General features: G+C 41.4%; 14 protein-coding genes, 3 pseudogenes and 1 riboswitch. Of the genes and pseudogenes, 14 read left to right on the top strand and 3 right to left on the bottom strand.

All coding sequences use genetic code 11. The features are described 5' to 3' along the window. Positions 1-259: 259 nt before the first annotated feature. Both BCAMP_RS13420 and lexA read right to left on the bottom strand, forming a co-directional pair. Positions 260-406, bottom strand: coding sequence for a hypothetical protein (locus BCAMP_RS13420; protein ID WP_156921135.1), 147 nt, complete (start codon positions 404-406; stop codon positions 260-262). 188 nt (positions 407-594) lie between these two features. Further along, on the bottom strand, positions 595-1,197 hold the full coding sequence (lexA, locus tag BCAMP_RS03735; protein ID WP_035313775.1) for a transcriptional repressor LexA: 603 nt from the start codon (positions 1,195-1,197) through the stop codon (positions 595-597). A 176-nt stretch (positions 1,198-1,373) separates the two neighbouring features. On the opposite strand from lexA, the gene yneA reads away from it, so the two are divergent. The 10 genes and pseudogenes from yneA to BCAMP_RS14660 all read left to right on the top strand — a co-directional run bounded on the left by yneA (position 1,374) and on the right by BCAMP_RS14660 (position 15,427). Then, complete coding sequence (gene yneA / locus BCAMP_RS03730; RefSeq protein WP_035313774.1) at positions 1,374-1,703, top strand: cell division suppressor protein YneA; 330 nt, start codon at positions 1,374-1,376, stop codon at positions 1,701-1,703. Positions 1,704-1,938: 235 nt separating this feature from the next. Then, positions 1,939-3,931 (top strand): annotated as a pseudogene (gene tkt, locus BCAMP_RS03725) (transketolase). Between the two features lie 175 nt (positions 3,932-4,106). Continuing rightward, on the top strand, positions 4,107-4,418 hold the full coding sequence (locus BCAMP_RS03720; protein ID WP_051456869.1) for a YneF family protein: 312 nt from the start codon (positions 4,107-4,109) through the stop codon (positions 4,416-4,418). Between the two features lie 166 nt (positions 4,419-4,584). Continuing rightward, positions 4,585-4,752: riboswitch (M-box (ykoK) riboswitch) on the top strand. Between the two features lie 209 nt (positions 4,753-4,961). Next, complete coding sequence (gene mgtA / locus BCAMP_RS03710; protein ID WP_035313772.1) at positions 4,962-7,616, top strand: magnesium-translocating P-type ATPase; 2,655 nt, start codon at positions 4,962-4,964, stop codon at positions 7,614-7,616. 423 nt (positions 7,617-8,039) lie between these two features. Further along, complete coding sequence (locus tag BCAMP_RS03705; RefSeq protein WP_035313771.1) at positions 8,040-9,257, top strand: MFS transporter; 1,218 nt, start codon at positions 8,040-8,042, stop codon at positions 9,255-9,257. Between the two features lie 129 nt (positions 9,258-9,386). Then, positions 9,387-11,144, top strand: a complete 1,758-nt coding sequence (locus BCAMP_RS03700) for an ABC transporter ATP-binding protein (RefSeq protein WP_035313770.1) — start codon at positions 9,387-9,389, stop codon at positions 11,142-11,144. After that, a pseudogene (locus tag BCAMP_RS03695) lies at positions 11,137-12,931 on the top strand (ABC transporter ATP-binding protein). Before BCAMP_RS03700 ends, BCAMP_RS03695 begins: the two are co-directional and overlap by 8 nt. A gap of 456 nt (positions 12,932-13,387) precedes the next feature. After that, positions 13,388-13,868 (top strand): annotated as a pseudogene (locus tag BCAMP_RS03690) (CcdC family protein). Between the two features lie 152 nt (positions 13,869-14,020). Beyond that, entirely contained in the window at positions 14,021-14,587 is a 567-nt protein-coding gene (locus BCAMP_RS03685) for a LemA family protein (RefSeq protein ID WP_035313769.1), read from the top strand. Positions 14,588-14,614: 27 nt separating this feature from the next. Further along, positions 14,615-15,427, top strand: a complete 813-nt coding sequence (locus BCAMP_RS14660) for a TPM domain-containing protein (protein ID WP_156921134.1) — start codon at positions 14,615-14,617, stop codon at positions 15,425-15,427. A gap of 233 nt (positions 15,428-15,660) precedes the next feature. On the opposite strand, the gene BCAMP_RS03675 is transcribed toward BCAMP_RS14660, so the two are convergent. Beyond that, the gene (locus tag BCAMP_RS03675) at positions 15,661-16,263 is read right to left on the bottom strand and encodes a lysophospholipid acyltransferase family protein (protein WP_035313768.1); all 603 of its coding nucleotides are present in this window, start codon (positions 16,261-16,263) and stop codon (positions 15,661-15,663) included. Positions 16,264-16,531: 268 nt separating this feature from the next. Here BCAMP_RS03675 and BCAMP_RS03670 point away from each other — a divergent pair, with 268 nt between their 5' ends. The 4 genes from BCAMP_RS03670 (at position 16,532) to BCAMP_RS03655 (ending at position 24,623) form a co-directional block, all read left to right on the top strand. Continuing rightward, the gene (locus BCAMP_RS03670; protein WP_035313767.1) at positions 16,532-17,698 is read left to right on the top strand and encodes an exonuclease SbcCD subunit D; all 1,167 of its coding nucleotides are present in this window, start codon (positions 16,532-16,534) and stop codon (positions 17,696-17,698) included. Next, positions 17,685-20,777 (top strand): AAA family ATPase, encoded by a 3,093-nt coding sequence (locus BCAMP_RS03665; protein WP_035313765.1) that lies wholly within the window; start codon positions 17,685-17,687, stop codon positions 20,775-20,777. Before BCAMP_RS03670 ends, BCAMP_RS03665 begins: the two co-directional genes overlap by 14 nt. A 138-nt stretch (positions 20,778-20,915) precedes the next feature. Then, entirely contained in the window at positions 20,916-21,497 is a 582-nt protein-coding gene (locus BCAMP_RS03660; protein ID WP_035313763.1) for a GNAT family N-acetyltransferase, read from the top strand. Beyond that, positions 21,498-24,623 carry a DEAD/DEAH box helicase gene (locus BCAMP_RS03655; protein ID WP_035313761.1) on the top strand — a complete coding sequence of 1,042 codons (3,126 nt, stop codon included), beginning with the start codon at positions 21,498-21,500 and terminating at the stop codon, positions 24,621-24,623. Positions 24,624-24,634: the final 11 nt, after the last annotated feature.

The raw sequence follows: 24,634 nt of genomic DNA, 5'->3' as shown, positions 1-24,634 counted from the left end.
TTTGATAGTTCGGTTTGAATTGAGGAGACCATTGGTGTAAAGCACGATTAACAGTAGTTGTTGAAACACTCTGTCTAAAAGCGATATCTTTTTTCAGAAGTAATAAACTGTCCTTCGGCAGCTAGTGTTTGGATGACACGTTTGGAGATAAAACAATTTCGTTTTACCATCGAAGTTGAAGCGATAAAGGTTGTTTTACATCCTTTACATAAGAAGCGTTAGCTTCTTTAAAAAGAGATAGGTTGGAAGGTTATTTGTTTTAGGGAGTGTAAGAGAGTGTACCAAAATAACAAGTGCTTAAAACACCTTTAATTAACTGAGTTAAACACCATGTTTTTGGAAAAGAAATAGTTTCATCTGTAATTCCAGAGGGATTTGCGATATTATTACAAGTGATAGCTGACATTGTCGAATCCCCCTTATAAATTTGTTGTGATGACTTAATATTATAGGGATTTTGAAAATGTTGCTATTTTTTCGCGGAAAAATAGGCATCAGTGAAAATTCACCAACACCATAAATTATAGAACCAAAATAGCCTTCTGCCAGGAATGATGCTGGCAGAAGGCTATTTTTTGTTTACTTGAAGAAGGACTACATTTCTCTGAATACCCCAACGACTTTACCCAGAATGGTAACATTTGTTAAGTAAATCGGTGCCATCGTATCGTTCTCTGGTTGTAAACGAAAGCGATTTTCTTCTTTGAAAAAGCGTTTACAGGTTGCTTCATCTTCGTCGGTCATCGCAATCACAATGTCATTATCATAGGCCGTATTTTGTTGACGGACAATTAACTTATCGCCATCGAGTATGCCCGCATTAATCATACTTTCACCATCCACTTTAAGCATGAACAGGTTCGCATCACTGGTAAGCATTGATTCAGGTAACGGAAAATATTCTTCGATGTTTTCAATGGCCGTAATTGGCACACCCGCAGTGACTTTTCCAAGTAAGGGAATATTGACAGTTGCCACCTTAGGTGAATCATCCATAACTTCAATGGCACGTGGTTTTGAAGGGTCACGTTTAATCAAACCTTTTTGTTCCAATCGTTCTAGGTGACCATGAACAGTAGAACTTGAAGCTAAACCGACAGCTTCACCGATTTCACGGACCGAGGGTGGATAACCTTTCGTTTTCACTTCATTTTTGATAAATTCGAAAATTTCACTTTGTCGTTTAGAAAGTTTCATTAGACACCTCTGTATCGTTATTTAATAACTATAGTATAACACCACAGTTGTTAAAACACAAACGTTTGTTCTGTTTTACTGTTGACAAGAACGTTTGTTCTGTTTTACTGTTGACAAGAACGTTTGTTCGGTTTATGATATAAACACGAACAAACATTCGATTGGGGGATTTATAAATGAAAACAGTAATTGATCGTATTTGGTCTAAATTTGCTTTTGTCCTTGTTTTAATCGCTATTTTAATTGTATTCACATTGGTTGTCGGATTTACAAGTGGTGATTTAGGCAAGGGGAAATATGAAACGTACACAATTGTCGAAGCTGATAATCTCTGGTCTATCGCTGAAGACTACACACAAACTGCTAAAGAAACACAACATATGGTTAAATGGATGAGTGATCACAATCCCATCATGCACGAGAATAAATTAGAAGTCGGACAAGAAATTGTTATTCCCGTTAAAAAGAAAAGCAATGCACACACGATTTACTATGCAAAAGATTAATAAATGGATCGCCGAGGCATCGAAGTGAGGATAATCTCAAATCGATGTTTTTTTGTGCAAAGCGTTTCCATTGTTAATTTAAAAGCATTTTCCGAACTTTTCTCTAGTTGTTTTGCTAGAAATGGTTTATAATTATGCTTGTACGAATTAATACATTACTGTTCTTTCAACTATAGAAAGACAAATGAATTATCTGTATACGTATATAATTATATCTTGAGAGGATGTTTTTTAAATGTTTGATAAAGTAGATCAACTCGCAGTGAATTCAATCCGAACTCTTTCTATGGATGCTATTCAAAAGGCTAATTCAGGACATCCAGGCTTACCATTAGGTGCCGCTCCAATGGCTTATACTTTATGGTCGCGTTTTTTTAAATGTAAACCCTAGCAACACAACGTGGTCCAACCGTGACCGTTTTATTTTATCAGCAGGGCATGGTTCAATGTTACTATACAGCTTGTTACACTTATCAGGCTTCAAATTAAGCATTGAAGATCTTAAAAACTTCCGTCAATGGGGTAGCTTGACTCCAGGACATCCTGAATTTGGACATACAGACGGCGTCGAAGCGACAACAGGACCATTAGGTCAAGGTGTGGCAATGGCAGCCGGTTTTGCAATGGCAGAACGTCATTTAGCAGGGATGTACAACAAAGATAACTTTAACGTTGTTGATCACTATACATACGCTTTATGTGGTGATGGTGATTTAATGGAAGGTGTTTCAGCTGAAGCTGTTTCATTAGCTGGTCACGAACAACTTGATAAATTAATCGTGTTATACGATTCAAACGATATTTCATTAGATGGCGACTTAGATCGTTCATTCTCAGAAAGCGTGCAAAAACGTTTTGACGCTTATGGTTGGCAACATTTGTTAGTTAAAGATGGTAACGATTTAGCTGAGATTGAAGCTGCAATTGCCGCTGCTAAAGCTAACAAAACACAACCAACAATCATCGAAATTAAAACAGTTATTGGATTTGGTGCACCAAAACAAGGTACAAGTGCTGTCCACGGCGCGCCATTAGGTGCTGACGGCATTGCTGCTACAAAAGCGGCATATGGATGGGATTACCCTGAATTTACTGTTCCTGATGAAGTATACGCACGCTACACAGCTAATGTGGCTGAACGTGGTGCAAAAGCTGAAGCAGAATGGAACGCTCTATTTGCTGAATACAAAGCTGCTTATCCAGCATTAGCGCAACAATATATTGACTCATTCGCAGGTGAATTACCGGCTGATTGGCAAGCAGAAATGCCGACATTTGCTGAGGGTTCGGCAACAGCTTCACGTGCGTCAAGTGGTGATGTTATTAACGCGATTGCAGCCAAAGTACCGTTCTTCTTCGGTGGTTCTGCCGATTTAGCAGGATCAAACAACACAACGATTAAAACGGATGAACAATTTACAAAGGATGCCCCAGAACAACGTAACATTTGGTTCGGTGTGCGTGAATTTGCAATGGCCGCTGCCATGAATGGGATGTCACTACACGGTGGGTTACGTGTGTTCGGTGGAACATTCTTCGTCTTCTCAGATTATTTAAAAGCGGCTGCTCGTTTAGCTGCGATTCAACATCAACCAGTAACTTACGTGTTAACACATGATTCAGTTGCAGTTGGTGAAGATGGTCCAACACATGAGCCAGTTGAACAACTTGCTGGTTTACGCTCAATTCCTAACATGGTTGTCATTCGTCCAGCTGATGGTAATGAAGTGAAAGCTGCATGGAAAGTAGCCTTAGAGTCACAAAGTCACCCAACGTCACTTGTCTTAACACGCCAAGGCTTACCAGTCATTACAGGTTCTGCTGCTAAGGCTGAAGAAGGTGTCTTAAAAGGGGCCTATGTTATCTCGCCAGCTCAAAAAGAGGTCGCCGATGCAATTTTAATTGCCACAGGTTCTGAAGTTAACTTAGCAGTTGAAGCCCAAGCGGCTCTTGCTGCAAAAGGAACAGATGTGTCAGTTGTCAGCATGCCGTCATTCAATCTATTTGATCAACAATCAGCTGAATACAAAGAGTCTGTTTTACCAAACGCTGTTCGTAAACGTGTCGGTATTGAAATGGCAAGCTCATTTGGTTGGGGTAAATATGTTGGGTTAGATGGTGCAGTCATTGCCGTTGATACTTTTGGTGCTTCTGCACCGGGTGACACGGTAATCGCTGAATACGGCTTTACCGTTGAAAACGTCGTTAAAACAGTCGAAGCATTATAATGTGATACGTTAGACGCAGAATGAGGCAACAGCTTGCCGTTTTTTCTCGGTCAGCTGTTGTCTTATTTTTGTGTAAGTCGGTGCTATTCGATGGATTCCATCGTCTAGGCTATTGTCATACCAGCGCTTTTACAGTACAATAATAGAGATAAATGAGAAATGGGGGAAACAGATAATGAGTTTATGGTTAGCGATTGTATTAATTGTAGTAGCATTATTAGCGGGAGCGGCATTAGGTTTCTTTATTGCACGTCGTTACATGATGAAATACTTACAAGAAAACCCACCTGTTAACGAACAAATGTTAACAATGATGATGGCTCAAATGGGTCAAAAACCATCACAGAAAAAAGTCAACCAAATGATGTCTGCAATGAGCAAACAACAAGCAACTGCAGCAACTAAAGAAAAAGCTAAAAAAGAAAAAAGAAATAATGAACGAAAACTGACAAATGTTATTTTTCGATATATTTCAATTTTAATTTAATGATGAAAAGGTATAACTCATAGAAGTTGTACCTTTTTTTTATTTTATTTTTTTTTGTTTCGGAGAGATATATTATTAATGCTGATAATCATCTTTTTCCTGACGATAGGTAATGTTAGTGATTGACATAGTCGTAAAGTAATGGTAATTTTAAAAAGTTAAGAAAATGAAAAATTGTTAGGTGAGGCTCCTATGCAAACATAAGCCACTGCCCGGAAATGTCGAGAGACACCAACGTGGTAGAACAGGAATTGCCGGATTAAGGCTCTTCATAAGGTGGCTAAGATGTACTCTTTACGTTGCACAGTGCTAAAACTCAACGAGGTTTTTGCTATTTTGTTATGCCCTCGTTGTAAATTACAACGGGCTTTTTTTGTTTTCAAATTAGTAACACGAAAGGGTGAGACGATGAGCGGAGATGACCCCAAAAGTCATACGACGCAGTCACTGACAGTAGTGATCGTTATGAAATCAACAAAAGTATCTGACGGTTAGGTCGCTGTCAGCTGATTGCACAAACAATCAGAAAAGAGGCGAACAAAAATGACAAAGAAAACAATTACACCATCTCAAAACAAGTACGATTTTGCAACACGGGCAAGTGAGGAAGAATTATTTTCTTACTTTAACAGTGCACATACAGGGTTAACAACTGAAGCAGTCACTCAATCTCTTACGGAGTATGGTGAAAATCGCTTGGAGGCAGTTAATCAAACACCGTATTGGCGGATAGTGATGAAAGCCTTTTTAAACCCGTTCACAATTGTTTTAATTGCATTAGCATTTATATCCTTTATAACAGATTATACGTTGGCAACGGCTGCCGACAAAGATATGACAGCTGTTATTATTATCATGACGATGGTCATTTTAAGTGGTTCTGTCAGTCTTTTTCAAACGGTTAAAACGAATAAATCACTCGAACAGCTCCAAAACATGATTGAAGTTACGGCTGCTGTACGTCGCAATGGTCACAAAGCAGTCGAGCAGCCGATTGAGTCACTTGTCGTTGGAGATATTATTGAATTGTCGGCGGGAGATATGTTGCCGGCTGACCTTCGCATCATTGAAGCGAAAGATTTATTTGTGTCACAAGCATCAATGACGGGTGAAAGTGTTCCTGTTGAAAAAAATGGTGCACGAGCGATGCCAACTAAAAGTAAACTTGAGGCTGAGAACCTTGTCTTTATGGGTTCAAACGTCGTCAGTGGAACAGCTGTTGGGATCATAATTGCAGTCGGACAAGCAACTCAGTTTGGTCAAATCGCGACTGACATTAGTGCTGTGAAACTGAAAACGTCATTTGAAAAAGGCGTGGGCTCAGTATCGTGGCTCTTAATACGGTTTATGCTGCTCATGGCTCCGACCGTTTTTATTATTAATGGCTTAACGAAGGGCGATTGGCTCGAAGCATTAATGTTTGGTTTGTCTGTCGCTGTTGGATTAACACCTGAAATGCTACCGATGATCGTAACGGCCAATCTTGTCAAAGGAACGGCAGCAATGGCAAAACAGGGAACAATCATTAAAAATATTAATGCCATTCAAAATTTTGGTGCGATGGATGTGCTTTGTACAGATAAAACCGGTACGATTACACAGGATAAGGTCACACTCCAATATCATCTCAATGTAAACGGTAAGGAAGACGATCGTATTTTACGCCATGGTTTTTATAATAGCTTTTATCAAACGGGTTTGAAAAATCTGATGGATGTCGCCATAATTGCGGAAGCCGAAAAGCAACTTGCAGTTAACACTGATAATTACCAAAAAATCGATGAGATTCCTTTTGATTTCAATCGTCGTCGGATGAGCGTCGTTATCAAAAATCAAAAAGGTGAGACAGAAGTTATTACAAAGGGTGCAGTTGAAGAAATGCTAGCGATTTCAACAACGGTCGAATTTGATGGTCATATTCTGCCGTTAGATGAAGACATGCGTGCTAAGTTGTTGCGGGCAGTGACTCAGCTAAACGAGCAAGGACTACGTGTGATTGCAATTGCCCAAAAGAAAACAAACCCGCAAGACCATGCTTTTTGTATTGCCGATGAAGCTGAGATGACGTTGATGGGCTACTTAGCGTTCTTAGATCCACCGAAAGAAACAGCGCAGGCTGCTATCTCCTCGTTGCAATCGTTTGGTGTCGCTGTGAAGGTGTTAACCGGTGACAATGCCGAAGTAACACGAACTGTTTGTCGACAAGTTGGTTTAACGACTGAAAACTTTTTTCATGGTCATGACTTAGATGAATTATCTGATATCGAATTAGAAAATATCGTCTTGGATTATCAAGTGTTTGTGAAGTTATCACCGAGTCAAAAAACGCGGATTGTACAAGCATTACAAGCAAATGGTAAAGTGGTCGGCTTTATGGGCGATGGCATTAATGACGCCGCCGCTATGAGAACAGCCGACATTGGCATCTCAGTTGATACCGCGGTTGATATCGCCAAGGAATCAGCTGATGTTATCCTCCTTGAAAAAGACTTAAATGTATTAGAAAAAGGGATGTTAGAAGGCCGCCATCTGTTTGGTAACATCGTAAAATACATTAAAATGACCGCTAGCTCAAACTTCGGTAATATGTTCTCAGTCCTTGTTGCCAGTATCTTTTTGCCATTTTTACCAATGCTACCGATTCAAATTTTATGCTTGAATTTGATTTACGATACAACTTGTATCTCACTTCCTTGGGATAAAGTTGATCGCAGCTACTTAGCGAAACCGCGTAAATGGGAAGCGAAATCGATTGGTAACTTCATGCGATGGATTGGACCAACCAGTTCGATCTTTGACATTATCACCTTTGTGCTACTATTCTTTATTATTTGTCCACAGGTTGTGGGTGGTCAGTTCAGCACATTGACTGGTAGTGAACAAGTGGTATTCATCGCCTTGTTCCACGCCGGTTGGTTTGTCGAATCATTATGGTCCCAAACATTGGTGATTCATGCTTTACGAACAGAAAAGATACCATTCTTACAAAGCAATGCGGCCCGAATTGTTACTTGTGTGACGGCAATTGGCATTTTGATGGGAACAGTCTTACCGTATACCGCAGTAGGAACAACATTAGGAATGAGCGCTCTGCCACTGAGTTACTTCGCATGGCTGGCCGCGATTATACTTGCCTATTTAGCATTAGTGAGCGTGATGAAAGGCGTTTACATCCGCCGCTTTGGTGAACTGTTATAAAGTCGAAAATGAAAGCTGCGTGAACGCTTCGAACATATGAGTGAAAGTAAAGCGTCGACGATGATGTCGTCGCTTTATTTTTATAATTAAAAAGTTATTTCAAAAAATAATAGTTAGAATTATCAGAAAACGATGGAGTGTTGATCGTTATTATGCTATCATTAAAGTGCTAAATTGGAACGGTGGTGAGAGGCAATTTTTAATCATCATGTTGTAGCTACGAATGTATGTTTAGTGACTTGTTTAATTGTTTCACACAACAATTAAACGGCGGATAGCTGTCTTTTTTTACAATCGTAGGCAACAAGCTACAATGCTTAACAATGTGATCACATAGGGCTATCGGGCGATTAGATAGCTCTTTGCTTGGATCAAAGAAACAAACAAGTCAACAAAAACAGTGGCAGAAAGCGCAGGTACCAGATGAACACATTTTCCAACAATACAAAGGTTACATTACTGACCGCTTTTCTTAGCAGTTTAGTATATGGTTCGACGATTCCATATTTAATCATCTACTTAGCAAAACATGTACCGACACAACTAGCCGGTGTCATCGTCATGAGCAATGTTGGAGTTTCATTTGTAGCCGGTTTAATCGGTGGTTATTTGGCAGATCATTGGCAGCGTAAGCATATTTTGCTCGTCTGTCAACTTTGTTATGCTGGTGGTTATTTTCTAATGGCCGCTCAACTAGGAGGGTTTTTTCAGTCGTTAAGTTGGCTTGTCGTCGGTTATTTTATCGTCGGTATCAGTTTCAATCTTTATTACCCGGCTTTTGGAGCGATTATATTGGATAGTTCGACCCATAAAAATCGCAAACGTGTGTATCAATATGAGTATTGGCTTTTTAATTTAGCGATGGCCTTAGGTGCTTCGATTGGGGGTTTTGCCTTTAGGCATTATCTCTTACCATTATTCATACTGTCGGGCGTCGTTCTTCTGGGTGTAACGCTGGTTATTCAATTGAAGTTAACGTATGAAAATGCCGTTAATCGACGGCAGAAACAGGCACTATTCGGGCAAATATTTGCCAATTACGCCATTGTTTTTAAGGATAAACGCTGGGTGGTATTTATGATTGGTGTAGCCCTCTATCAGATGGTGGAATATACACTAACAACCTATACCGGCGTTCGGCTCTCGCAACAATTCACCCCTGTGACGCTTTTTAATCAGTTGCTTGACGGTGTGCGGCTGTTAAGTGTACTCCAAGTCATCAATACCGTAATGGTCGTCGGTTTAACCTTTTATTTATCACACTTAACCAAGCGCTTAAATGAACGACTTGTTATTTGCGGCGGACTCTTACTTTATGTTGTTGGTTACGGCATAATGGCAAGCAACACTACGATGTCGTGGTTAATTATTTTAATGGTGTGTGTCACAGTAGGAGAGCTTGTGGCGACACCATTATTAAATGCACGCCAAGTGGATTTAATTCCACAGCACAAACAAGCGTCCTACTTAAGTTTTGCGGGACTTGGAACACAACTATCTCAGTTGTTAGCTGGATTCGCGCTGACGCTCGGTGGGTTTATGTCAGCAGGTTTAATTAGTGGCTATATTATTATTTTGGGATTGGTAGGTATTAGCCTCGTGCTATTTTCACTCTATCGACCACCTATATCTGACCATTAAAGTAAGGTATAAACGTTGTGCTTGACCGTCTTTCGTTCTTTTTAGTATGATGATTGAATGGATAAGCCTTGTCTGAACCTAATTTATCTAAGAGAGAACGATCATAATAGAAAAACTTGAGGTGACTGAATGAAAATATTTAAAGATTTATGGTGGTTTTTCAAACAAGAAAAACGTGCCTATTTGATTGGGATTATAGCGCTCGTTACAGTTTCTGTATTAGCGTTAATACCCGCCCGCTTAATCGGTTTAACCGTTGATGCGATTGCAAGTCAAACGTTGAGCGCTACTCGTTTGGGTGTAATTGTGGCGATTTTAATAGGGGCGGCAGTTTTAATGTACGGCCTTCGTTACGTGTGGCGCACTCATATTTTTGGGTCATCCTTACGGCTCGAACGACAATTACGCAACCGTCTGTTTAAACATTTAACGAATATGTCGGGTGATTTTTTCCAAAAACATCGGACCGGTGACTTGATGGCTCATGCAACCAACGACTTGAAAAGCATTCAACAAGTAGCTGGCGTAGGTATTTTAACCTTAGCCGACTCCGTCCTCACGGGTGGAATGGTGATTGTCACGATGGCGACGCTTATCAACTGGAAATTAACAGTGATTGCCTTATTACCGATGCCATTAATTGCTTTATCATCACAGTTTTTAGGCAAACGGCTTCACATTAGTTTTCGCAATGCCCAAAGTGCTTTTTCGCAAATGAATGACTACGCTCAAGAAACAATTGGCGGCACAAAGGTCACTAAAACATTTGGCCAAGAAGCGGCTGAAACCACTCACTTTGAACGTCAAATTGATGATGTCCGTCACAAAAATGTCGTCGTGGCTCGCCTTGACTCTGCGTTTGATCCGGCGATTAACATTATCGTCGCCATGAGTTATGTACTCACCTTAATTGGCGGTGCTTATTTAATCCGTCAAGCTGAAATGACGGTCGGAGACCTCGTATCCTTTATTACTTATTTAGGCATGCTCGTTTGGCCAATGTTAGCCTTTGGTTTTTTATACAACATTTTGGAACGTGGCTCGGCGTCGTACGATCGCGTCGCAGAATTAATGGCGAACGAACCGGCTGTTAGCGATCGCGCAAACGCGAGTGCAACAACACCTGTAGGTGATATTAACATGGCGCTCACAGAAGTGCGTTATGCGGATGAAAAAATTGCCCTCCATCACATTGACGTGCAGCTTGGTGCGGGAGAAACACTCGGAATTGTTGGGCGTACGGGTGCCGGTAAAACGACCCTCGTTCAACTATTACTTCGTCAGGTCGATGATTACAATGGCTCGATTACGATTGGTGGTCGAGACATTAAGGACTACACACTGGCAGCCTTGCGTCAGTCAATCGGTTACGTGCCGCAAGATCAGTTTTTATTCTCAGCGACAATCCGTGAAAACATTCGTTTTGGTCGTCCTGAAGCGACACAAGCTGAGGTTGAAGCGGTGACTCGTTTAACGGCAATTCATGACGATATTTTAGCCTTTAGTGAGGGCTATGATACATTAGTTGGGGAACGGGGCGTATCCTTATCTGGTGGTCAAAAACAACGAATCGCCATTGCACGTGCCTTGCTAATGAACCCGCAACTGCTTATCTTAGATGATGCCTTATCAGCGGTTGATGCAAAGACAGAAGAAGCGATTGTTTCTGCTTTGCGTGACACACGCGCGGATAAAACAACGATTATTTGTGCCCACCGCTTGAGTTCAGTACAACATAGTGAACAGGTGATTGTACTGGAGGAAGGGACCATCATTGAGAAGGGCAACCATGCGCACTTAATGGCGGAAAAAGGCTGGTATGCGAGCATCTTTGAACAACAACAACTGAGCGCAACGAGCGAAAGTGAGGTGGAGGCGCGTGTCTAAAAATGAACCGCTTGAAAAATTAACCGGTAAACAACAAGTGCAAACGTTAAAACGTTTGTTAAGTTATGCTGGCCCTTATAAAAAAAAGCTTAGCACTGACCTTAATCTTGACACTCATCGTCACCATAGGTAACTTAACAACGCCGTTGCTCATCAAATACATTCTCGATCACTTTATTCAGGTGAAGAGCACGGATACAGCGGCCTTTACATTATGGACGAGTCTTACGTTTGCAACCTTCGTAGTGACTTCACTCATTTGGTACGTCGAACAGCTCCGTTTCCAACAAACGGCCTTTACAATTGTCAAAGACCTTCGATTGGCTTTATTTACCGACCTGCAACGTAAAGGCATGCGTTTTTACGATAAGGTGCCGTCAGGTAGCATCGTGTCGCGTCTAACAAATGATACTGAAGCGATTACTGACATGTTTGTCTCTGTTTTATCAACAGCGGTATCAGCTGTCTTTACGCTGATTGGTATTTATATTACGATGTTTTTCTTAAATGTGAAACTGGCTTTAATTTGTTTAGTATTGTTGCCAATCTCAATTTGGATTATATATCTTTATCAACGTTACAGTACGGCATTTTACCAACAAGCACGTGAGAAATTAAGTGAGATGAATGCGAAATTGGCGGAATCAATTTCGGGGATGCCGATTATTCAACAATTCAGTCAGGAGAAACGCCTGCAAGACGAGTTCTCCGAAACGAATGAAGCGTATTTTACCGCAAGCTTTCGTAATACGAAATTAAATGGTCTATTACTGGGACCAGCGATTCAGTTGTTATCAGGTATCGGGATTGCGATTGTGTTATTTTACTTCGGTTGGGCTTCGCTTTCAACAAGTATAACGGTTGGTCTCGTGTTCGTGTTCATCAACTACATTCAACAACTGTTCAATCCCATCCAACAAATTATGGAACGGTTGGCATTTTTCCAACAAGCAGTTGTAGCGGCATCTCGTATTTTTAAAATGATGGATGATACGGAGTACGTGCCAGCCCAAGTGGAGACAGCTACGCAACAAATCAAGGCTGGTCAAGTCGAATTCAAGAACGTCTCGTTCTCATATGATGGGCAACAAGACGTTCTATCCAATATTTCGTTCATTGCTCGACCGGGTGAAACGGTCGCTCTAGTTGGCCATACCGGTAGTGGAAAGAGTTCAATTATCAACTTGATGATGCGTTTTTACGAATTTGAACGCGGGGATATTTTAATCGATGGTGAATCGATTAAAACGTATGCCACTGCTGAATTACGTGCCAAAATGGGCTTAGTGCTACAAGATTCCTTTTTGTACTACGGCACAATTGCCGATAATATTCGCTTGAAGAATGAGGCGATTACGGATGCGCAAATTCGAGCGGCGGCAGAGTTTGTTCAGGCAGATCGTTTTATTGAAACCTTTGCCAATGGTTATGATCACCGGGTGGTAGAACGCGGCGCTGCCTTTTCTCAAGGGCAAAAACAACTGCTATCGTTTGCGCGGACAATCGTCACCAATCCGAAAATATTGGTGCTCGATGAAGCAACCGCCAGTATTGATACCGAAACAGAACAGCTCATTCAAGAAGGGTTAGTGCGGATTCGACAAGGGCGCACGACCTTAGCGATTGCGCATCGTCTATCGACTATTCGTGATGCTGAACAAATTCTTGTGCTCGATCATGGTCAAATTGTCGAACGTGGCACACATGACGAATTGATTGCACAACGTGGCATTTATTTCAGCATGTATGAACTGCAAAGTAAAGGCGAAGCAATCACAGACAGATAAAGCCCACTTTAATTCAGGTACGAACAAAGCCGGTTTGTATTACTTTCGCTTTAATATGACACATTCACTCTTTTGGGAGAATGTGTTTCAGATTGTAGACAAAGTCGAATTAAACTGGTTTTACTTTGGACGTTAGTTCAAGTGACTTTGGCTGCAAGATGACATGACTGAAAAGAAACGTTGTTATATCCTCTCGTTTAATCTGCTAACTTCTATGATATTTCATGGAAAAGTAGTGACGGGAAATAGTCGCTATTCTTTTCCATTCCAATATCTTCAAAGTGTTCTAGTAGGCACGACGAGCGAGCAAGTCGTAACGACCTAGAACAGCGTTTATCTTCAGTCTGTGACACATTCACTCTTTTGGGTGAATGTGTTTTTTGGTTACTTTTGACGGATATATAGAAAAAGCATATAATAACGGGTGGAATGTAATGAAAGGGAGGAAGGAATACGATGTCTTTTTGGGGCTCAGCAATTATTACCTTATTATTTGGTCTGTTTGTGATTGTAATTCGGATGAAATCATCGAAACAACCAGCGACATTTAAAAAAAATCTGGATACCGCCATTGGGAATGTTGAGCGGCGGGCTAATGTTTGTGTTTCCCATCTTTCGAGTAAGTCAAACGAACATCATCGAAGCGGTTGGCCTCGGTCTCGTTTTTTCAATCGTGTTAATTTGGACAACAAAGTACGACATCCGTGGCGAAGATATCTACATTGTGCGGACAAAATCGTTTCCGTTTATTTTGATGGGACTGCTCATTATCCGTCTGATTATAAAGTATTACTTGAGTGATACAATCGCCTTCGGAGAGTTGGCGGGGATGTTTTGGATTCTAGGTGTATCGATGATTTGGCCGTGGCGTTTTGCGATGCATTTTCAATTGAAGGCAAAGCTAAAACAACAAACAAAAGTGAAAACAATACGATAAAGAAACGCTTACGACTTTGTCGGCAACCTCAGAGGTGTCAATTGCTGTCGCCTCTTTTTATTTTTCAATCAGAAAACGGTGCCATTACTATTGCTTCATCATATTTTAGGGTATAATAAAGTGAACTAAAAAAATGAAAAGAGGTATGTCTGATGAAAAACTGGATGAAACCTGTCATTGTTATTGTTGTTATTTTAGCAATCATTGCGATTCCGATTGTAACTACATATAATGGCTTAGTGACAGCTCAAAATGATGCTGAAGAACAATTCGCTAATGTTGATTCAAAATTGCAACGTCGTTATGATTTAATTCCCAACTTAGTTAATAGTGTCAAAGGTAGTATGAAACAAGAAAAAGAAGTATTTGGCGCGATTGCGGATGCCCGTACACAATATGGTTCAGCGAAAACGACAAATGAAAAAGTTGAAGCGAGTAATGAAATGGATTCCGCGTTATCACGTTTATTAGTTATTACCGAAAATTATCCCGAGCTTAAATCAAATGAAAATGTGACGAAATTAATGGATGAATTAGCAGGAACAGAAAACCGTATTTCAGTTGAACGTGACCGTTACAATAAAGTCGTCAAAACATACAATGCTAAAACACGAAAATTCCCAGCAACAATTGTCGCGAGTATGTTTGGTTTTGAAAAACTAGCATTTTTTGAAGCAACTGCTGGAGCAGATAAAGCCCCAACGGTTGACCTTGACTAATTGCTGCAAGAAAGAGGTGAAGTGGTGATGAGTCGATTGAGCAAAACACTCGTCTTCTTGATCGCATCAGCCATTTGTTTTTTGCCAAGTATTAGTTGGGCTGCTACGTATCCATCGGCGACAACTGCTTTTTACGTTAACGATGGTGCTCAATTGTTAGGTGACACAACCGCAAAATACATTATCGATGTCAACAAACATTATGAAACTACGACACAAAAACCACAAATTGTCGTAGCGACTGTTAAAAACCTTGACGGGGATGACGTCGATGATTATGCAGTTAAGTTATTTGAAAAATGGCAGATTGGCCAAAAAAAAGAAGATAACGGTGTGTTGATTTTATTTTCAAAAGAAGATCGCAAAATTCGCATTGAAGTTGGTTATGGGCTTGAAGGCGCCTTACCCGACGCAACAACGGGTGCGATTCTAGACAATAGTATCGATGATTTACAAAACGATAAGTTTGAGGTCGCATTAAAACAAATCTTTACAGAGGTCGCTCTCAAGGTTAATCAAGAATATGAATTTGATGACGACACGATTTTTGCGGGCTATACTGTCGAATCAACCATGGCCGATGACGACACTGGTGGCGGTGGTTTTATCATCTTTATTATTATCGTCATCCTCTTTATCATCCTCTTTAGTGGGAAAGGTGGCAAGGGAGGCAAAGGCGGTGGTAGTGGGAACGGTTTGGCAACCGTCCTCTGGCTTTTATCTCAATTCGGAGGCGGCGGACGAGGTGGTGGCTCCGGCGGCGGTTATGGCGGCGGATCAGGTGGTAGCTTCGGTGGCGGCGGTTCTAGTGGTGGTGGCGGTAGTAGTCGAAGCTTTTAACGCAAGCGCCCTATTGTACCACTAAAAAGAAGCTAGGCCTCAGCCACTCTCAAAAGAGAGAAACAGCTAATGCTCAATCGATACCATTCGATGAGGCGTTAGCTGTTTTTTTGGCAGTGGATGTTATAGCAGCTAAAGTTGAAACAATAATCGTTTTTAGCTTCCTTATTTTGACAGCAAAAAACCGTCCATAAAACGGTTAGTTTTAGGACGGCTTAGCGATAATGTTTGGTTTACTTGCTTTTTGTTGCTTCAAGCTCGCTCCGCAACTCATCGAAGGCAGCAATAAGGACGGCTGATTTTTGTTCGAGCGCTTCTTTCGATTTGGCATCTGCCATCGAAATCGGTTCACCGTAACGAATCGTTACTTGTTTTCGTTGAAATAACTCTTTTAAGTTTTGTGGTCCGTCATAATAAGCTGGTACAATCGGTACTTTTGCCATTTTAGCGATGGTTACGGCACCACGTTTCAATTGGTTATGCGTATTTTTGCGAGTGCCAGAAGGAAAAATGCCAAGGACATTACCATCCTTTAAAAGCTTAACGGGCACTTTTAAAGCACTTGGTCCAGGATTGGTGCGGTTAACTGGAAACGCATTTAAGCCTCGCAACACCTTACCAAATAATTTGTTTTTGAATAATTCTTCCTTCGCCATAAAGTGAATTTGAATCGGTTTAATGGTGACGCCCAAGTATAAAATTTCTAACCACGAGGTATGGGGCGAAACAAGCACAAAAGGTGCAGGGATAACTTTAGCTCGATTTTGGATGTTAATCCGTCCGTTGGCTAAAAATAGAATTCCTGCAATTAATGATCGTGCAAACTTATAAAACATAGGTGGACACTCCTGTCGATTTCATTCTCAACACTTAGTGATACTAAATGTATGGATTACTTTCTAATTATAGAGGGTTCTTGTCAATTTTAAAAGGGGGTAGACAAACGTTTTGTTAAATTAAATGAAGTGAACATTAATTTTATTATGTAAACTAGATTGAGAACACGTTTAAAAGTGGCCGTATCGGGAAAGAAAGCTACGGCAGTTTTCGTTTTTAGTGTATAATTAGACTATTAAAGTGATTTTATGAGAGGGCGTTGCACAGATGAAGATTATCCATACAGCCGATTGGCATTTAGGGAAAATAGTTGCGGGTCAATCAATGACAGCTGACCAAGCGTTTCAGCTTAAGCAGCTCATTGCCCTCATTGAGACTGAGCAGGCTGACGCCTTAATTATTGCCGGTGATTTATACGATCGTGCGATTCCACCGCTCGATGCGGTTGAACTATTAAATGACACATTGGCCACGATTAACTTGACCTTGAAAATTCCCGTTTTAGCGATTAGTGGTAATCATGATAGCAGTGACCGATTACATTTTGGGAGCAACTGGTATCAAGCCAATGGTTTTTATTTGACGACCCAACTTGAACAGATTTTCACACCCATTACACTTGGTAATACGCAATTTTGGCTCATTCCGTTCTTTGAGAACCTTGCGGCTGCCGCATATTTTGAGGATGCCACCATTCGTACCCAAGAAGCAGCGATGCAACGCATTATTGCAAAAATAAAACCACTCCAAGATGCAACTAAATATCAGGTAGCGATTGCACATTTATTTGTTACGGGTGGTGAACCAAGTGAATCAGAACGTCCACTGGCAATGGGTGGCGTTGATGCAGTCAGTACGAAAGTATTCGATAGCTTTGATTACACCGCCTTAGGTCATCTTCATCGCCCACATGCCTTAGGCAAGTTGGTTGACGGACCGCTTGCGAAGGGAACGGTGAGTTATGCTGGGTCTTTATTAAAGTATTCGTTTTCAGAAGTGGCGGATAAAAAAAGTGTCCGTGTCTTACATATTCCAGAAGCAGGACCGATTACGACGACTGAGGTGATGCTGCAGCCACTGCGCGACATGCGCTTAATTAAGGGGAATATGACCGAGTTACTCGAACAATCATCCACATTCGCACCGTTGGATGATTACCTCCAAATAACGTTGACTGATACGGGGGATGTGTATGAACCGATGCGTCGACTAAAAGAAGTTTATCCGCGTCTATTGCATCTCGAACGTCCAGCACAAACGGCAATCTACCAACAAGGTCAACAGTTTAAAGACTTAAAACAGGCCGATACGTTAACGTTATTCAGCCAATTTTTTGAAAGTGTTGAACAGCAGCCAATCGCAGCGTCACAACAAACCGTTATCAGCGAGATTATTCGCGCTATTCGTCAGGAGGATCAGCATGAAACCGATTGAGTTAACGATTGAAGCCTTTGGTCCGTATGCAACAAAACAAGTGATTGATTTTACTGAGTTGGCTTCGGAGCATATCTTTTTAATTACTGGTAAAACAGGTGCCGGGAAATCAACCTTGTTCGATGCGATGAGTTTTGCCCTGTTTGGCGAAGCAAATGGGGAAATGCGTGACGCCCAATCGTTACGCTCTGACTATGCCGACGCAGACACACCAACCGAGGTTAGTCTCACATTTGATATCAATCAAACCCGTTACCAAATTACCCGTCGACCACAACAGTACCTCAACAAAAAACGTGGCACTGGCCAACGTCTCATCAGTGGTGAAGCAGCTCTTTATCGCCTTGATAATGAAACACCAACGCTGTTAGGGGCGAATATTCGTGAAGTCCAAGAGCAAATGCAAACCATCATTCCGTTAAGCGTGACACAATTCCGCCAAATCATGATGATACCGCAGAATGAGTTCCGTGAATTACTGGTGAGCAACAGTAAGGATAAGGAAGAAATTTTACAAAAACTGGCGGATACATCGTTTTATAAGTTAATTCAAGATCAACTTTATGAACGTCAGCGTCAAGCAGAAGAAACGGTTACGCTCATCGAGCAACAGTTACAAGGATTGCGTGAGGAATATTATAAATTACCACAGGCCGACACTGAAAAACAACAACATCTCGCTATCTGTGATCATGTTGAACAGTTGCATACAGCAACTACGATTGAACGCGACCGTTTAACCGCGGCAAAAGCAAACTGTGATCAACGTTATACGGAGGCCCAAAAAGCGAAGGCGGTCGCTGAAACTTTACTGCGTCAATGGCAACAACTTGCAAGCGTAAAAACGGAGCAAGACGCGTTAGCACTGCGGGCCGATGAAATGGCGCAGCTTGAGCAACAAGTTGAACGCGCTCTGGCAGCACGACCAATCATGACATGGATTGAAGAAAGTATTACAGCCGTGCAACTGGCGCAGCAAAAAACAGCTGAATTAGCAACAGCTCAAGCAGATCTGGTTGAGTTGTCAACGAAGATGACTGCAATAACCACTCAAGTACATCAACTTGAGCAACAACGACCACAAATAACAGAACTGGCAAATAAAACTGAGCAGTTGAAGCAACATTTACCAGCGTGGCAGCAATTGTTTAGCTTACAGCAGCAGATGAACGCGACCGTTCAAGCACAAGAACAGCATCAGGTCATTTTTAACCGTCAAACAGAACGCCTAGCTACCGATGCAGCCTTGCTCGCCACGGCGAAAAGTCAGTTTGAAGCGGCTCAAGTTAGTGATAATCAGCGCTTTCGTATTGAACAACGTGTAACGGACGCGCAACGGTGGTTGAAAAACTATGCCAAGAGCGAAGCGCTCATTGATGAAATGACACGGACTGAAGAGGCGATAGCCTACTTAGAACAGCAACTGATTGAGGCACAAACCACGCAAAAACGCTGGGACGAAGAACGGGCAGCCGTGATTTCGACTGAGAAACAACAGCTGTTACAGCAGTTAGCGTCGCAACTAGCAGCGGGTCAAGCTTGTCCTGTGTGTGGTTCGCTCGAACATCCTCAACCGGCTAATGAAGATGAACCATTAAACGTCGCTGAAACATTAGCTGATTTAGATAAATTAATCGCTGGCATCCTCGCACAAATTGCTGAAACCAAGGTGCAAATTACAACAAATAAATATAAAAATGCGCAAGCGAAAGAACGCTTAGGTGAACTTTATTTGGAGTTAAATATCGATGACAGCACGATTATAGCGCAAAAAGAGCAACAAGAAGCCAACTTAATGGCAGCTCAAGCAGAGCTGCAAACATTTACTGTGACAGAAACGCTCAATGAAGCCGAAGCCAAATACACGCGTTTACAGGAAAATTTCAAACGTCAAGATGAGGCACACCGGGCATTAGAAGTGACGATGGCAGCCAATGTCGCGCGGATAACAGCAATCGCGAATGACCGTCAGCGACTTGAACAAACCACGCCACCGTTGCCGGCAGATATTGAAGCAGTGCAGACAGATGTGACAGATAGCACTCAAAAAGTGGCTGCGTTTATTGCTCAAGAAAAAGACTATCTTAAGCAACAACAAGCGGCGCTTATTCGACAAACCGCATTAATTACTCAAGAAGCCGCCGCCAAAACTGCTGTTGAAACCGAACAACAACGGGTGTCACATTTACATCAGCTGATTAACACGAAAATTGCCGAAGCGCAATTTGCGGATGAAGCGGCTGTTTTGCAAGCGGTGCTGCCAGCCACAGAGCTCGAACAATGCCAAACGACTAGCAATACTTATCGACTACAGCAGCAACAGCTTGAACATCAACGGCAAACACTCGCACAGTTATTAGAAGGTCATTCTATTCCTGATATTGCCGAACACGAAGCGGCTGTGGCAGCGTTAGAAGAAGAACGTCAGCAGCTCGCACAACAGTTGGCTCACCTTCAACAACTATATGCAAATGAGGAACAACTGTTAAATAATTATCAAACGAGACGAGCGGCGATAGAACGAGCTGAAGCGGTCTTCAATGAAATTAGTTATTTGGCAAACGTAGCCCGTGGTAAAAACGGTTCGAAATTAACGTTTGAGCGTTATGTCTTGACGTCATTCTTGGATTTGATTCTAGAATACGCCAATCCACGTTTGCGGACGATGACTGATGGACGCTATCAACTGCAGCGTCAAAGTGGACTGGCAAAAGGCAACGCCCAAAGTGGCTTAGAACTATTTGTTATCGATGCGTATACGTCTAAAACGCGTCATGTTAAAACGTTGTCTGGGGGAGAAAGTTTTAAAGCCTCGTTGGCACTGGCACTAGCATTAGCCGACTGTATCCAAGAGTTGAGTGGTGGCCTTTCACTAGAAACGATTTTTATCGATGAAGGCTTTGGGACACTTGATCCCGATTCACTCGAACAAGCGATTGACATGTTGCTCGATACACAAGCAAACGGTCGTTTAGTAGGAATAATTTCACATGTACCAGAACTGAAATCACGCATAAATAGCAAATTGGTCATAAATCAGACAGCAAATGGCTCAACAACGCATTTTAGTTTCAATTAAAGGTTGTTTTGTGCTATTCTGTAGAGAGATAGTTCTCTACTAGCAAGTTAAACAGATAGATTGAACTAAACGACGGTTATCTCGTCTAGCAAATAGACGATGACGGATGATCAGCTTGTTATGAAAGGATTTTGCCTTATGATAAGACCTGCTAAACGAACAGATGCAAAGCAACTGGCACCGCTACTTTCAATTATTTTACGTGATATAGAATTGCCTGTGTTTGCTCAATTTAATGATGAAGCTTTAAATAATAAGTTGATTCCGATTATAGAAGGAACTGAATCACGCTATAGTTATACAAATTTTCATGTGTATGAACGCGAGGAGGAAATTCTCGGTTTCTTATGTGGATACAGCGGTGGGGCCTTAGCTCAACTCGATGCTCATTTCAAACCGTTTCTCGCATCATTTAATCTAAGTGAGACGCAACGGCTGTTTGAGGACGTTGAAACCGTTGCAGGTGAATGGTACATCGACTCACTTGTAACTGCACCTACTGCCCGTGGTTTAGGCATTGGGACACAGTTGCTCAGCTATGCCAATGTCGCTGCTAAAGCAGCTGGAGAAACACAGGTAGCCTTAAACTGTGATCAACAAAATCCACAAGCCCGTGCGCTATACGAACGCTTAGGCTTTAAAACAAAAGGCACATTAATGATTGGCGATCATACGTACAATCGCATGTTTCGACTATTACCTTTAAGGGATGATAAATAAATGCTATCAATAACTCATTTACGTCAAGATAAAGAGCATAATATGATAATGGCAACGGTTAAAGATACCCGGGTGAGCTACATCGTCTCGGCTTTTCACTTAGATGAGAAAGATCCGACCTATCGATGTGAATGTCATCAATACGAATCAAATCCAAAAGAAGGTTGTGTTCATATCAACACAGTGATTGATGAACTTGTCCAACAAAAAGTGATCAAACCGCGACCGAAAAATACAACGATATCTTTAATTAACGATTTCGCAGCTGATTTAGCAGAAGATACGTACAGTTATGACTTTGAAAAAGCAGAACGAATTCCGTATGAATTAACATACATGCTAATGCCTTTATTCGTCTCAGAAGCCGATCGTAAAATGGCGATCTCGCTGCAAATAGGTAAGGTTGGTCAAACACATTATGTGATTAAGGACATTCGTGCCTTCTTAAAATCATGGGAGAATGATACGTATTACATTGTCAATCCCCGTTTGACGGTTGATTTTAAAGATATAGCGCTCTCAAAAGCCCATTTGAAAATCTTAGCGGATTTAAGTGAATTGGCACGTGTTGCGCGTATTTATGATACAAACGATTGGTCACGTACATACGCTGAAGAAAAACAACTGACGTTAACAAGTGAGATGATCATCCGTGTATTACGACAAATGCCAATGCAGTTAGCGACATTTACATACCAAGATGTCAGTTATCCCATCCAAGGGTTTTATGATAATCGGAAGGTTCCCATTCATTTAACACATCAGTTTAATGACGACGGCGTTGCCTTCGATTTTCAAGAGTTTGAACAAGCACTTGTGTTCGAACAAGAACAACTGCTCTTTTTTGATGGCTCTTTTTATCATTTTTCCGAACATACGATCAAGCCGTTTATTTTAATCAAAAAATGGCTCAAAAAGACCGAGCAAACAATTCACACTGTCTTGAAAGAAGATTATTCCAATTTCTTCTCGTATATTTTAACGAGTCTTGAAAAAATAACTGACATTCAATTGCCTGAATTCAATGAAATGAAGGTTGTTCATTATCCGATTCATACCGTTATTCGGATTACGGCGAACGAAAAGGAACATGCCCTGCAGGTGACACATTATTACAATGATTTTGGCTATGATCCGTTCTTTGATAAATGGACGCCCGCACTTAGTGGCGATGCGCTCTTTATTAGAGACACGTATGCCGAACATGCTGTAATGCGCATTTTAGAGCAGGCGCCGTTGCATGTTAAAAAGAACACCGTGTTAGTGAGTACGAAAGCGAATGAGCGCTATGTCTTTTATAAATACATTGTTCCTTTGCTACGAGAGCAAGCAGAAGTCATTATGGATGAGTCCCTTGAAAATATTATTACCGAAATGCCAGTTGAAACCTACTTCAATGAAGATGCACAAGACGGTTATGTCAACTTTTCAGTCCAGTTTAAGGATTACGAAGGTGAACATTCTAAATCATTGATTGAACATATTCTCGAAGGTAATTTAGTGTACGAAGATGAAGCGGGTCGTTTGATTTCGCTTGAGTCAGAAGATGCACTTGCACTCCATGAATTGTTACGAAAAATGCGGATTAAGCCGGCCGATTGGCAAAAAGATCAGTTGCGTCTGTCAATCTATCGGGCGTTGCCGTTAATGCAAAACCGCGAAACACAAATGCATATTACGGATCAGCTCCATGATTTAATGGTACTGATGCAATCAGGGAACTGGGAGCTAGAACAAGTGAGTCCCCAATTGACTGGCGGCACACTCCAACCACATCAGGTTGAAGGTTACAGCTGGTTAACATTACTAAGCCAATATGGCCTAAATGGTATTTTAGCTGATGAAATGGGGCTTGGTAAGACCATTCAAACGATTGCTTATATTTGTCGCTTAATCGATAAATACGAGACGTTAGAACCAACCTTAATCGTTTGTCCATCCTCAGTTGTCTACAACTGGAAAAACGAGTGGTTGAAGTTTGCACCGGGGATTCAAGCAGAAATAATTGATGGTAATAAGGTGAAACGGCAAGATGCCATTGCAGGCATGAAACAAAATCAAATATACATTACGAGCTACGCGATGTTGCGCGAAGATTTAACTGATTATCGTCAACATACATTAGGCTGTTTTGTGCTCGATGAAGCGCAGTCGCTTAAAAATTCACGTTCGCTCATTTCACAAGCGGCGAAGCACGTCAATGCCTTGCACAAGGTGGCCTTGAGTGGAACACCGATTGAAAACCGCATCGATGATTTATGGGCACTGTTCCAAATCATTTTACCGGGTTACCTTCCGCTATTAACACAGTTTAAAAAACTGCCACCGGCTGAGGTGAAGAAACTAACCGAACCGTTTATCCTACGACGCTTAAAGGATGATATTTTATCCGATTTGCCGAGTCTCAATGAAAAAAATGTGATGATTGATCTCAATGACGAACAAAAGAAAATCTACATGCAGGTTATTAATAGCCTCCGTGTATCACTCGAAGAAGACAATAGTGAGCCGCAACAACGGATGCAAATACTAGCAGCCCTCACACGTTTACGTCAGATTTGTGATGATCCCCGCTTAATCTTAGAAGATTATAACGGTGGCTCAGCGAAGTTAGGTGAATTGCTTCGCCTGGTGATTGAAACAACATCAGCCAACAAGCAGATGTTAATCTTCTCACAGTTTGCCTCAATGTTGCCGTTAATCGGGCTAGAACTCGATAAGCTAGGTATCCCGTTCTTCTTACTCGATGGTAAAACTAATGCCTCAAAACGGATGGAAATGGCAACCGCGTTTAACAACAATGAACGCGCCGTCTTTTTAATCTCCCTTAAAGCAGGAGGAACAGGCTTAAACTTAACCGGTGCTTCACGGGTCGTGCTATATGACCTGTGGTGGAACCCGGCAGTTGAACAACAAGCCGCTGCGCGAGCGCATCGAATTGGTCAAACGAAGGATGTCGATGTTGTACGGATTATATCGGAAGGAACAATCGAAGAGAATATTCGTGAGTTGCAACAATCCAAACTCTCACTCGTTGATCAAATTCTGCCTTCAAATGAACAAAAGGCGAGCATTAATATTAATGAATTAAAACAATTATTATTTAACACGGATAAATTATCATAAGAGAGGTTGAA

Origin of the sequence: Brochothrix campestris FSL F6-1037 (assembly GCF_000525915.1) — a bacterium.
In the GTDB taxonomy this organism is placed as follows: domain Bacteria; phylum Bacillota; class Bacilli; order Lactobacillales; family Listeriaceae; genus Brochothrix; species Brochothrix campestris.
This window is presented reverse-complemented; position numbering and strand designations above follow the sequence as displayed.